This window comes from Pseudomonas sp. CROZ-RG-20F-R04-15, assembly GCF_022662375.1.
Lineage (GTDB): Bacteria > Pseudomonadota > Gammaproteobacteria > Pseudomonadales > Pseudomonadaceae > Aquipseudomonas.
The window spans coordinates 310,862-323,460 of the sequence record NZ_JAKNQL010000001.1; the positions used below are offsets into that span (position 1 = coordinate 310,862).

The following is a 12,599-nucleotide window of genomic DNA, read 5'->3' on the forward strand; positions in this document are numbered from 1 at the left end:
AACCGGTCAACTTGCCAAAACCGGCAGGCCCAAGGGCCTCCCGCGTACAGCCGCCATAACATTGGGAGCTAAAAAGCGCCGCAGTATGCCATGAGCTTTGGTAGTTGAAATCGGGTTTTCCAGACCCGGTCGCTGAAGCGTCAGCGACACCCAAATCCTAGCCACCGCACTTCCGACGGACAACCGTCAAAACCTGTCGGAAACATCCGCGAAATCCCCGTTTCTGTAGGCTCTACCGTAGGCTGCGATTAAACGTCAAGATCAAAAGATCGCAGCCTGCGGCAGCTCCTACGGGGTTCGTGGTGTGTTGAAAATCAGTTGGCGACACGCACGCCGGCAAGACTGCTGCTTAATTCGTAGGCGGCCAATTCCGCCTGATGCGCCGCGAGAATTTCCGGCAACGACCCACGCAAATACTCAACCCACGTCTTGATCTTCGCATCCAGATATTGCCGCGACGGGTAGATCGCATACAGGTTCAGCTCTTGCGAACGGTAGTTCGGCATGACCCGCACCAGCGTGCCGTTGCGCAAGCCTTCAATCGCCGCATACACCGGCAACACGCCCACGCCCATGCCACTGGTGATCGCGGTTTTCATCGCGTCGGCGGAGTTCACCAGAAACGGCGAGCTGTTGATGGTGACCATTTCCTGGCCTTCCGGGCCGTCGAAGGCCCATTTTTCCAGAGGGATCACCGGGCTGACCAGGCGCAGGCAGGCATGGTTGAGCAGGTCGCTGGGCTTTTGCGCGGCACCGTTGGCTTTCACGTAGGCCGGCGAGGCGCAGACGATGCTGTAGGTGATGCCCAGGCGTTGCGAGACGAAGCCGGAATCCGGCAGTTCGCTGGCGAGCACGATGGACACGTCGTAGCCCTCGTCGAGCAGGTCCGGCACGCGGTTGGCCAGGGTCAGGTCGAAGGTGACGTCGGGGTGAGTCTTGCGGTAGCGGGCGATGGCGTCGATGACGAAGTGCTGGCCGATGCCGGTCATGGTGTGCACTTTCAATTGCCCGGCGGGGCGGGCGTGGGCGTCGCTGGCTTCGGCTTCGGCCTCTTCGACGTAGGCGAGGATCTGCTCGCAGCGCAGCAGGTAGCGTTTGCCCGCTTCGGTGAGGGCGATGCGCCGCGTGGTGCGGTTGAGCAAGCGGGTTTGCAGGTGGGCTTCCAGGTTGGAGACCGCGCGCGAGACGTTGGCGGTGGTGGTATCGAGTTGCACGGCGGCGGCGGTGAAGCTACCGGCTTCGGCCACGCAACTGAAGGCGCGCATGTTTTGCAAAGTGTCCATGGGGTGCTCTCAAGGGAGATGGCAAATTGTGACACGAAGTTTCAGGGGCGAGACCCCCGACCAAGGGATTATCTCGTTAACCGTAACAAAGATTCACAGAAATCCCAGCTTATCGCCGTACAGGGCGTTCCATAGAATTGCGCCGATCCAATGTAGGAGCTGCCGCAGGCTGCGATCTTTTGACTTTGGTTTAAGGGAATCAAGGTCAAAAGATCGTCCGAACGCGGCCCGAGCCTTCGGCAGCTCCTACCGGAAACAAGCCCCGCCTTATCCTCTTTCAGGAATTCGCAGCTGTGCCGCGTCGCATCAACAGAGCGCTTTTGCCGCTCAGTGTTCTGGCTTTTACCCTGGGTCTTGGCGGCTGCATCTCAACGGACGGAATCGCCCCGCAAGGCAAGGCAATGGAGGCCAATTCACTGGCCACCGACGACGCCATTGCCCATGCCGCCCGTGACGCCAACTGGCCCACCGCGCAATGGTGGCAAGCCTACGGCGACCCGCAACTCAATCGCTGGATCGACCTCGCCGTGCAAGGCAGCCCGACCATGGCCATGGCCGCTGCGCGAGTGCGTCAAGCCAAAGCCATGGCCGGTGTCGCCGAAGCCGCCGAGTCGTTGCAGATCAATGGCGAGTCGACCCTCAAACGCCACAACTGGCCGACCGATCAGTTCTACGGTCCGGGCGAGCTGGCCAACACCACCACGTGGGACAACAACGCTGCGTTGGGTTTTAGCTACGCGCTCGACCTCTGGGGCCGTGAAAGCAACGCCAGCGAACGTGCGGTGGATCTTGCGCACATGAGCGCGGCCGAAGCGCGATTGGCGCAGCTGGAATTGCAGAACAACATCGTTCGCGCCTACATCGAACTGTCGCTGCATTACGCGCAGCGCGACATCGTCGCGGCGACGCTCAAGCAGCAACAGCAGATTCTCGATCTGGCGCAGAAACGTTTGAACGGTGGGATCGGCACTCATTTCGAAGTCAGCCAGGCCGAAACGCCATTGCCGGAAACCCACCGGCAAATCGATGCGCTGGATGAAGAGATTGCCCTGAGCCGTAATCAAATCGTCGCGCTCGCCGGCAAAGGCCCGGGCGAGGGCGCACAGTTGCAGCGCCCGACCCTGTCCCTCGGTGCTGCGCTGAAACTGCCATCGGCATTGCCCGCCGAACTGCTCGGCCAGCGTCCGGACGTGGTCGCCAGTCGCTGGCTAGTGACGGCGCAGGCTCGTGGAATCGATGTCGCGCACGCCGGGTTTTATCCCAACGTCGATCTGGTCGGCAGCCTTGGCTACATGGCCACGGGCGGTGGCGCGCTGGAGTTTTTGACCGGCAAGAAACTCAACTACAACGTCGGCCCGGCGATCTCGCTGCCGATCTTCGACGGTGGCCGTTTGCGCTCAGAGCTGGGTGAGGCCTCCGCCGGTTACGACATCGCCGTGGCGCATTACAACCAGACGCTGGTCAACGCACTGAAGAACATTTCCGATCAGTTGATCCGCCGCGAGTCGATGGACAAGCAACAAGGCTTCGCCGCCGAGTCGGTAGCGACGGCGCAGAAGACTTACGACATCGCGATGATCGCTTATCAACGCGGCCTCACCGATTACCTCAACGTGCTCAATGCGCAGACGTTGCTGTTCAAACAGCAGCAGGTGCAGCAGCAGGTGCAGGCGGCGCGGTTGAGTGCGCATGCCGAACTGGTGACTGCGTTGGGTGGTGGCCTCGGGGCTGGCAACGATGTACCGACGGCCGAGAAAACCCAAGCGCCGAAAACCCCGGCACTCCTGCGTTGAACACACAACCCAATGTGGGAGCGAGCCTGCTCGCGAAAGCGGTTTATCAGTCGACATCAATGTTGAATATGAAAACGCATTCGCGAGCAGGCTCGCTCCCACAGGTTCTGCGACCAGACCGAATCTCTTTGAGCACAATCGAATGACTCCCTTGCCCGCACCGCTGCGCTGGCTCTACTCCCTGGAATGGCGCCGTGGTTTTTTCGACTGGGCGCGCAGCGATGGTGTGACCTGGGTCTACATCTTCAAGGTGTTGCTCGCCGCATTCCTCACCCTGTGGCTGGCCATGCGCCTGGAACTGCCGCAACCGCGCACGGCAATGATCACCGTGTTCATCGTCATGCAGCCGCAGAGCGGCCAGGTGTTCGCCAAGAGTTTCTATCGCTTCCTTGGCACGTTGGCCGGGTCGGCGATGATGGTCACGCTGATCGCATTGTTTGCGCAAAATACCGAGCTGTTCCTCGGCTCGCTGGCGATCTGGGTCGGCATCTGCTCGGCCGGTGCCGCGCGGTGCCGTAACTTCCGTGCCTACGGTTTTGTCCTCGCTGGCTATACCGCCGCAATGGTCGGGCTGCCGGCGCTGGCGCACCCGGACGGCGCATTTATGGCGGCGGTGTGGCGGGTGCTGGAGATCTCGCTGGGGATTCTCTGCTCGACCCTGATCAGCGCCGCAATCCTCCCGCAAACCGCCAGCGCGGCCATGCGCAACGCCCTGTATCAGCGTTTCGGTGTGTTCGCATTGTTCGTCACTGATGGCTTGCGCGGGCGCAGCAAAGCCGAGTCTTTTGAGGCCAGTAACGTACGCTTCATCGCCGAAGCCGTGGGCCTTGAAGGCTTGCGCAGCGTGACCGTCTTCGAAGACCCGCACATGCGTCGGCGCAACGGCCGATTAAGTCGATTGAACAGTGAGTTCATGGGCATCACCACACGGTTCAACGCCTTGCATCAGTTGCTTGAACGGCTGCGCGGCAACGGCGAAGAACACGTTGTCGCAGCGATCAGACCGGGTCTGCAGGATCTCGCCGAAGTGCTCGACGGCTTCAGTGGTCGCGCCCTGACCAGTCCCGATGCGGCGCGCTTGGCGACGGCATTGGCGTCCTACAAGGAAGGCCTGCCGGTGCGCGTGCGAACCTTGCGCGCGATTTTTCAGGACACTGATCCGAGCGACGCCGAGCAACTGGATTTCCACACCGCGTACGAGCTGCTTTATCGCTTCGTCGACGACCTGCACGGTTATGCACAGACCCACGCCTCGCTCGCCGATCATCGCCACGAACGCGAGCGCTGGGACGAGCCGTTCACCCCGCAAACCAACTGGTGGGCCGCCGCGGCATCGGGCATTCGCGCCTCGTTCATTCTGGTGGTGCTGGGCAGTTATTGGGTCGCCACCGCTTGGCCAAGTGGCGCAACGATGACCCTGATCGCTGCCGCCACGGTGGGGCTCTCGGCTGCTACGCCGAACCCGAAACGCATGGCATTTCAAATGGCCTGCGGCACGTTCATCGGAGCGCTGATCGGCTTCGTCGAGATGTTTTTCATCTTCCCGTGGATCGACGGCTTCCCGCTGCTGTGCGTCATGCTCGCGCCGGTGATCGTCCTCGGCTCGTTCCTCACCTCGCGGCCGCAATACGCCGGGGTCGGCCTCGGTTTGCTGATCTTCTTCAGTACCGGTTCGGTGCCGGACAACCTCACGATTTATAACCCTTACACCTTTATCAACGACTACATCGCCATGGTCATGGGCATGCTGGTCTGCGCCGCCGCCGGGGCAATTATACTGCCGCCCAACAGCCGCTGGTTGTGGAAGCGTCTGGAGCAAGATCTGCGCGGGCAGGTGGTCTACGCGATCAGCGGCAAGCTCAAAGGCCTGGCATCGAGTTTCGAGAGCCGTACCCGCGATCTGCTGCATCAGGCTTACGGCCTCGCGGCGGGTCAGCCGAAGGTGCAGAAAAGTCTGCTGCGCTGGATGTTCGTGGTCCTGGAAGTCGGTCACGCGATCATCGAGTTGCGCAAGGAGCAGGCGATTTTGCCGGTGCACCCGGCTTATGCCGAGTCGCAGCCGTGGCGCCAGGCAATCCGCGTGATGGGCCGCGCGCTGGTGCGCCTGTTTTTGCAGCCGAACTCGAGCAATCTCGAACGCGCACTGGTGGCGGTCGACCATGCGATCAGTCGCGTAGCGGCCACTGATGAGCCGTTCGCGCCGCACTTCGATACCTCGGCGTTGCGTCGGGTGAAGAGCTATCTGCACTTCATTCGTACCTCGTTGCTCGACCCGCAATCACCGCTCGCTGCCTACGCCATCGCCAAGCCCGAAGGACTTGCCCATGCCTCGTGAAATCGCCTTCCACGGCGTGTACATGCCGACCATGACCTTGATGTTTTTCATTGCTGCGGCGCTGGCCTGGGCAGTGGATCGTTTTTTGTCCGGGTTTGATCTGTACCGTTTTTTCTGGCACCCGGCGCTGCTGCGTCTGAGTCTGTTTACCTGTCTGTTCGGCGCCATGGCGCTGACTGTCTACCGTTGAGAACGTCACGATGAAAAAGTTTTTCAGCCTGCTCGCGACCCTGCTGGTGCTGGCTCTGGCGCTGTGGATCGGCCGCACGTTGTGGGAGCACTACATGAACACGCCGTGGACCCGCGACGGTCGCGTGCGTGCCGACATCATCAATGTCGCCGCCGACGTTACCGGTGAAGTCATCGATGTGCCGGTGCGCGATAACCAGTTAGTGAAGAAGGGCGATTTGCTCATGCAGATCGACCCTGAGCATTACCGCATCGCAGTGAAACAGGCGCAGTCGCTGGTTGCCTCGCGCAAGTCGACCTGGGAGATGCGCAAGGTCAATGCCCACCGCCGCGCCGACCTCGACAACCTGGTGATCTCCAAGGAAAACCGCGACGACGCCAGCAACATCGCCGATGCCGCGCTGGCCGATTACCAACATGCGCAAGCGCAACTGGAAGCCGCCGAACTCAACCTCAAACGCACCGAAGTGCGCGCGGCGGTCGACGGTTATGTGACCAACCTCAATGTGCATCGCGGTGATTACGCGCGCATCGGCGAGGCGAAAATGGCCGTGGTCGACATGAACTCGTTCTGGGTTTACGGCTTCTTCGAAGAGACCAAACTGCCCCACGTGAAAGTCGGTGATAAAGCCGACATGCAATTGATGAGCGGCGAAGTGCTCAAGGGCCATGTGGAAAGCATTTCCCGTGGCATCTACGACCGCGACAACCCGGAAAGCCGCGAGCTGATTGCCGATGTGAATCCGACGTTCAACTGGGTGCGATTGGCCCAGCGAGTGCCAGTGCGGATTCACATTGATGAGGTGCCGGAGGGTGTGCTGCTGGCAGCGGGGATTACTTGTACGGTTGTGGTGAAGCAGAGCGCTGTGGATAACTAATAGACCGTGTCGCTCCCTTCGCGAGCAGGCTCGCTCCCACAGAGGTCATGCATTTCACATGTGGGAGCGAGCCTGCTCGCGAATGAGGGCGACTCGGTGAATCAGACCAATACCGAACATTCACTCACTGCAAAACGTCTCCTGCAAATGCAGCCAGAACACCCGCCCGGATTCGAGTTTTTCAAACACCACGGTCGAACGCCGATCCGTGTGCACACCGCTCGCATCGCTCTGCTGTTCGCGGTAACTCACGGTCGCGCCGCGCTGATGCAAGGCAATCACATGTAATTCGCTGAGCTGGATTCGGAAACCTTTCTTCTGTCCCCCGGCGGCTCGAAACAGCAGGCGCAAGGCGTCGACATCCAGCGCTCGGCCTGACGGCGTCACCATGGAAAAGCGTGGCGAAAAACGCCCCAGCAAGCGCTGTAGCGCGGTGTCATCTTCTTCTACGGCAAACCATCGTTCGATGGCTTCGTGGGCCTGGATCACTTCGTCCAGGTAGGGCGTGGCGTCGTTCATGCAGTTTTTTCCTCAAGGGCTGGTGGGTTCAATAGCGCGAGCACGTGGGTGGAGTCGAAACGCAGGACGGCGACCATGGGCAACAGGGTCAGCAGCGCGGCGGCGATAAAACACTCTTGGAAACCGTTACCACCCAACGCGCCCAACAGGGCGCTGAGCAGCGCCGCCGCGAGGCAGAAACCGAGTTGGCGATTGATGTTCCACAGGGCACTGGAGTGGCCCATTTTTTCCGGCTCGATGCCGACAAACGCCAAGCTCTGCGCGGTGACACTGCATAGGCTGCCGCCCAGCCCCATCAGCGCGTAGGCGATGATCAGCGGTGTGCTCGCCGGTTGTTCGATGCGCATCAGCAGTACGATGCCCAGGCATTGCAGGAGCATGCCGGCGCTGAGCAATGGCTTGGGGCCGATGCGATTGAAACTGCGTTTGCCAAGCATGATCGCCACGCCCGATCCGATGGCCCACGGCAGCATCAATGCGCCGGTTTGCGCCGCGCCGACGCCGAGGGTGTGCAGATACAACACGGCAATCATGTGGGTGCCGGTGAACACTCCCGGCACGCACAGGTAGATCAGCATCGCCAGACGCAGCGACGGGTGCTTGATCAGTTGCAGGTCGAGGATCGCGCCGGGTTTGCGCCAGCCATCGCGCAGGTAAATGCACAGGGTCAGAAGGCTCAGCAGCAGGGCAACGATGCCGAGGTTACGGGTGTCGGCGTCGCTCAACAGACTGATGGCGATCAACAGTAAACTTAGCGCCAAGGCGGCCAGCAGCAGGCCGCGCGCGTCCAGCGTCGGGCGTTCAGTCAACGGTTGATCGGCTTTCAACCAGAGCAGGCCAAGCCCGAATGCGAGCAGTGTCAGCGGCAGATTCAGGTAAAAAATCCAGCGCCACGACAACGCCTGAACGATCAAACCACCGGCCGCTGGCGACAGTGCCGGTACCAGCAGCGCCACCAGCAACACCACTCCGGTGAAGTGCGCGCGTTGCGTCGCCGGGAACTGTCGATACGCCAAGGCCTGGCCCACCGGCAGCAGCAGTCCGCCACCGAGGCCTTGCAGCAGTCGCCAGGCAATCAGGCTTTCGATCGAACCAGCCTGTGCCACCAGCGCCGAACCCAGGCCGAACAACAGCAGTGACGCGAGAATCAGCCGCCGCTCGCCAACCCGGGTCGCCAGCCATACGCTCAACGGAATGATCAGCGTGAGGCCGAGCATGTAGGCGTTGCTGATCCACGCCAGTTGTGTCACCGAGGCGTGCAATTGTTGAGCGATGTCGGGGTAGGCAATGCTGGCGACGAACATGTTCAGCAAGTCGAGCGCGAAGCCCAACAAATACACCAGCGCGACTTTCGAGCGATAAGCCATGGCAGCTTCCCTGTGATGAGACGTGCAGGGTAGGGCGCTTCTGGCCATAGAAAAACGCTGGTTCGCCTGCTAGTTTGTCAAAATTATTTTGACAAGGAGTGCCTTGGACATGGTCAGCCTTGATCGTTTTGACACCTTCAAAGCCGTGGTTGAGGCAGGTTCCCTGACCGCTGCGGCCGATACGCTGGGGCAGACGCGCGCGGTGGTCAGCTTCAACCTCAAGCGCCTGGAGGAAGAACTGGGCGTGACCTTGCTCACGCGTAACACGCGGCAACTGGCGCTGACCGATGCCGGTGAACGCTTTTATCGACGCTGCTTGCGCACGCTGGATGAAGCGCGGCTGGCGATCGAAGAGGCGCGCTCCGAACACGCACAACTCAAAGGCACATTGCGCATCACCACGACGGTCGAGTTTGCCTTGGCTCAAGTGGTGCCGGCGCTGGAGGTGTTTCGCCAGCAGCAACCGCAACTGAATATTCATTTGTCGACGTCTTCGACCCATGCCGATCTGATTTCCGAGCGCTTTGACATGGCGATTCGTCTGGGGCGCATGCACGACTCCAATCTGCGTGCGGTGCAGTTGTCGACCTTTGAAGTGTTTGCCGTGGCGGCGCCAGGATTGGTCGAGCGCTTTGCGCCGGTGGTGACGCTGGCCATGCTGGAGTCGATGCCGACCCTGGGCCATGGGCGAGTGCCGGAATTGACGGTGACCGATCCGGCCGGCGAGGAACATGTCTACCAGCCAAAACCGGGAACCACGGCCATCGTCGCCGACAACTCGGCGACGCTGCGGGCGTTTGCGTTGACCGGGCAAGGTGTGGCGATTTTGCCGCAATGGTTGATTCAGGACGATCTCGACGCGGGGCGGTTACAGCGTTTGTTGGTGGATTACCGGTTTGCGCAGCAAGGGGTGTATGCGCTGTACCCGGACACCCGGCATTTGCCGCTGAAAGTGCGGGCGTTCATTGATTTCATGAAAGAGTGGGGCTGAAGATTTGAGGTGTATTTTCCGGCCTCTTCGCGAGCAAGCTCGCTCCCACAGGAGATCTTCGGTGTGACGGATAGCCAATGTGGGAGCGAGCCTGCTCGCGAAAGCCTCAACCCGGTCTCAGAGCTTTGCGCGCAACCCGAACCGCTTCATCAACGTCGATTCCAGCAAACCCTTGGGTAACAGCGCCGCCAACAACGGCAACGCCCGGCTGCCGTTACCAATGCGGATCAACCGTGGCGGTTTGCTCTGCTGCACAGCCTTCAACAACTCAGCCGCAAACTCACTGGCCGGCGTCGGCTTGTCCTGCGACGCCTTGGCCCGTGCACGAATACCTTCACGCAGTGGAAACCACGGTGATTGTTCATTGATCAACTGCTCGGCTTCATGCCCAGCGTTCTTGGCGAAACTCGATTGAATCGCCCCCGGTTGCACTTCCAGCACGCGAATGCCGAACGGCGCCAGCTCCATTCGCAGTGCGTCGCTCAAGGCATGCACGGCCGCTTTTGAAGCGCAATATGCGCCGGCAAACGGCGTGACCAGCACGCCAGACACGCTGCCGATATTCACCACCAGCCCCTTGGCCCGACGCAGTACCGGAAACAGCGCCCGCGTGACGCCGATAATCGAAAACACATTGGTCTCGAATTGACGCTGCATCGCCGGCACACCGCCATCGAGCAGCGGCCCCATCGCGCCATAACCCGCATTGTTGATCAGTACATCGAGGCCGCCGTGTTGCTGGTTGATGCGCTCGCCGAGTTGCTCCAGCGCCGTGCTGTCATTGACGTCGAGCTGCACCGCAGTGAACCCGGCTGACGCCAGCAACGCCACGTCTTCAGCCTTGCGCGCACTGGCCCAGACTTCGAAGCCGGCGGCTTTGAACGCATCGGCGAGGGCACGGCCGATGCCGCTGGAACAACCGGTAATCAACGCAACGGGCATGGCGCATTCCTTGTGCAAAAAGAGTGGGGAGGGGGATCAGTCGGAGAAACTGCCCTGCAAACGCTCGGCGCGAAACTCCAGGGTTTGCGGGCGATATCCGGGGTGCAGCGGTGGCAGGGGCAGACAGTCTTCCCATTCGCCGCCGGCCTGCAATTCGCCGGGGCCGCGATAGCGTGGCGCGGTGTATTGGTTGTCGGCCAGATTGACCGTGTCACCCGGGGCGTAGGCGGCGATGCGCCAGCGCAGTTCGGTCAGGGGCACGTCGTTGGCGTTTTTCATTTTCAATTGCAGCGGACGATCGGCCGGGCATTGCTGCGGGGCATAGCTGATGCGCATCTCAAGACGCGCGAGTTGTTTGATCTCGCGGTTGTCCAGCCACACCACCCACATGGCCACGAAACCCAGGCCAATCGCCGCCGCCACCGAGACCGGCAAGGCCTTGGCCGGATAGCGCAACAGCAGGATCAACCAGGTGATGACCAGCAAAATGCCGATGAACATGTCGCACAACCTCGAGGAGAGAGAGGGTCATCCTACCTAAGCGTAGGTGAGGTTGGCGATGGGCATCGGGACTTGCGGTGTCTGACCGGGCCTCTTCGCGAGCAGGCTCGCTCCCACAGGGGAACGCATTTCAAGTGTGGGAGCGAGCCTGCTCGCGAAGAGGCCATTTCAGGCGACACAGAATCAGGACAAAAAAGCCCCCACCCAACCCGCTGCGGATAGGGGACGCAGCGGGCTGGACGGGGGCTTCTTGTTCTGCTGAACGTTATTGCGCGATGGTCTTCACCGACACGCCGCGTTCAATCGGGGTGGAGCGCCCGTAGATATCTTCGAAGCGTTCGATATCGTCTTCACCCAAGTACGAACCTGACTGCACTTCGATGATTTCCAGCGGGATCTTGCCCGGGTTGCGCAGGCGATGCACCGAGGCGATCGGGATGTAGGTCGACTGGTTTTCGCAGAGCAGGAACACATTGTCATCGCAGGTCACTTCGGCGGTGCCGCTGACCACGATCCAGTGTTCGGCGCGGTGATGGTGCATCTGCAGCGACAGGCACGCGCCCGGTTTCACCGAGATGTGCTTGACCTGGAAACGCCCGCCCATGTCCACCGAGTCGTACGAGCCCCATGGACGATAAACCTCGCAGTGGTTCTGGGTTTCGCTGCGGCCCTGCTCGTTGAGCGTGTTGACCATTTGCTTGACGCCCTGAACCTTGTCCTTGTGGGCAATCATCATCGCGTCTTTGGTTTCGACCACCACAATATTTTCCAGACCGATCACCGACACCAGTTTGCCGTTGCCGTGGATCATGCAGTTCTTGCTGTCCTGGATAACCACGTCGCCTTTGCTGACGTTACCGTTGGCGTCTTTCTCGTTGACTTCCCACAGCGACGACCAGCAACCGACATCGCTCCAGCCTGCGGTCAGCGGCACCACGCAGGCGCGCTGGGTTTTTTCCATGACGGAGTAGTCGATGGAATTGTCCGGGCAGCAGGCGAAGGTGGCTTCGTCGAAGGTGATGGTGTCGTTGTCCTGCTCGCTGCGTTCCAGAGTCAGCAGGCAGGTGTCGTAGATGTCCGGGTCGTGCTTTTTCAGCTCTTCGAGGAAGCGGCTGGCGCGGAACAGGAACATCCCGCTGTTCCAGTAGTAACCACCGGATTCGACGTATTCGGTGGCGCGTTTGACGTCGGGTTTTTCAACGAAGTGCGAGACGCGGCTGACGCCTTCGGGCAGCAGCGAATCGCCGGTGGACTTGATGTAGCCGTAACCGGTTTCCGGTTTGGTTGCTGGCACACCGAACAGGACCATTTCGCCGTTTTCCGCAGCGACGGTGGCGAGGGCGAGGGCGCGTTGCAGGGCTTTCTGGTCTTCCAGTACGTGGTCGGCCGGCAATACCAGCATCAACTCGTCACGACCTTCATTGACCAGCATCATCGCGGTCAGCGCCACGGCCGGCGCGGTGTTGCGGCCGAACGGTTCCATGAGGATGCGCTGGGTTTCCAGATTGCGAGCGCTCAACTGCTCGTTGACGATGAAGCGGTGATCCTTGTTGCAGACCACAATCGGCGTGTCCATGCCTTCGAACACCAAGCGCTCGAGGGTCTGCTGGAACAGCGTGTGTTCGCCGGTCAGGGCGAGGAATTGCTTAGGGAATTGCTTACGCGAAAGCGGCCAGAGACGCGAACCGCTACCACCTGACAAGATCACCGGAATCATATTGTTTACTCCATAAAATCGATTGGTTAGAGGCACGAACGCTGTGTCGTTTCACTCTTGTTTTTGTCTCGTGTCCGAACTGAC

The 12,599-nt window shown here is 60.6% G+C and carries 11 protein-coding genes; 5 read left to right on the forward strand and 6 right to left on the reverse strand.

Going from position 1 to position 12,599, the window contains the following annotated elements:
* Positions 1 to 314: 314 nt before the first annotated feature.
* Positions 315 to 1,283: a LysR family transcriptional regulator gene (locus L8H52_RS01350; protein ID WP_186624965.1), complete on the reverse strand. Its 969-nt coding sequence runs from the start codon at positions 1,281 to 1,283 to the stop codon at positions 315 to 317.
* 293 nt (positions 1,284 to 1,576) lie between these two features.
* Between L8H52_RS01350 and L8H52_RS01355 the strand changes: the two genes are divergently transcribed.
* The 4 genes from L8H52_RS01355 (at position 1,577) to L8H52_RS01370 (ending at position 6,478) form a co-directional block, all read left to right on the forward strand.
* Positions 1,577 to 3,076 (forward strand): efflux transporter outer membrane subunit, encoded by a 1,500-nt coding sequence (locus tag L8H52_RS01355; RefSeq protein WP_242205149.1) that lies wholly within the window; start codon positions 1,577 to 1,579, stop codon positions 3,074 to 3,076.
* Positions 3,077 to 3,218: 142 nt separating this feature from the next.
* Positions 3,219 to 5,411, forward strand: coding sequence for an FUSC family protein (locus L8H52_RS01360; RefSeq protein ID WP_242205147.1), 2,193 nt, complete (start codon positions 3,219 to 3,221; stop codon positions 5,409 to 5,411).
* Positions 5,401 to 5,601: a DUF1656 domain-containing protein gene (locus L8H52_RS01365; RefSeq protein WP_007914106.1), complete on the forward strand. Its 201-nt coding sequence runs from the start codon at positions 5,401 to 5,403 to the stop codon at positions 5,599 to 5,601. The genes L8H52_RS01360 and L8H52_RS01365 overlap by 11 nt, the downstream gene beginning before the upstream one ends.
* Positions 5,602 to 5,611: 10 nt before the next feature.
* Positions 5,612 to 6,478, forward strand: coding sequence for an HlyD family secretion protein (locus tag L8H52_RS01370; RefSeq protein ID WP_123594989.1), 867 nt, complete (start codon positions 5,612 to 5,614; stop codon positions 6,476 to 6,478).
* A 120-nt stretch (positions 6,479 to 6,598) separates the two neighbouring features.
* On the opposite strand, the gene L8H52_RS01375 is transcribed toward L8H52_RS01370, so the two are convergent.
* Together L8H52_RS01375 and L8H52_RS01380 are read right to left on the reverse strand one after the other, a co-directional pair.
* Positions 6,599 to 6,997 (reverse strand): DUF4440 domain-containing protein, encoded by a 399-nt coding sequence (locus tag L8H52_RS01375; protein ID WP_242205145.1) that lies wholly within the window; start codon positions 6,995 to 6,997, stop codon positions 6,599 to 6,601.
* Positions 6,994 to 8,364, reverse strand: coding sequence for an MFS transporter (locus tag L8H52_RS01380; protein ID WP_242205142.1), 1,371 nt, complete (start codon positions 8,362 to 8,364; stop codon positions 6,994 to 6,996). The genes L8H52_RS01375 and L8H52_RS01380 overlap by 4 nt, the downstream gene beginning before the upstream one ends.
* 109 nt (positions 8,365 to 8,473) lie before the next feature.
* On the opposite strand from L8H52_RS01380, the gene L8H52_RS01385 reads away from it, so the two are divergent.
* Positions 8,474 to 9,355: a LysR family transcriptional regulator gene (locus L8H52_RS01385; RefSeq protein WP_242205140.1), complete on the forward strand. Its 882-nt coding sequence runs from the start codon at positions 8,474 to 8,476 to the stop codon at positions 9,353 to 9,355.
* Between the two features lie 117 nt (positions 9,356 to 9,472).
* Here L8H52_RS01385 and L8H52_RS01390 read toward each other — a convergent pair whose 3' ends face one another.
* The 3 genes from L8H52_RS01390 to L8H52_RS01400 form a co-directional block, all read right to left on the reverse strand.
* Entirely contained in the window at positions 9,473 to 10,297 is an 825-nt protein-coding gene (locus tag L8H52_RS01390; RefSeq protein ID WP_242205138.1) for an SDR family oxidoreductase, read from the reverse strand.
* 36 nt (positions 10,298 to 10,333) lie between these two features.
* A complete protein-coding gene (locus tag L8H52_RS01395) occupies positions 10,334 to 10,798 on the reverse strand; it encodes a multidrug transporter (RefSeq protein ID WP_242205135.1) in 465 nt (154 codons plus the stop codon).
* A gap of 265 nt (positions 10,799 to 11,063) precedes the next feature.
* Positions 11,064 to 12,515, reverse strand: coding sequence for a mannose-1-phosphate guanylyltransferase/mannose-6-phosphate isomerase (locus L8H52_RS01400; RefSeq protein WP_242205134.1), 1,452 nt, complete (start codon positions 12,513 to 12,515; stop codon positions 11,064 to 11,066).
* Positions 12,516 to 12,599: the final 84 nt, after the last annotated feature.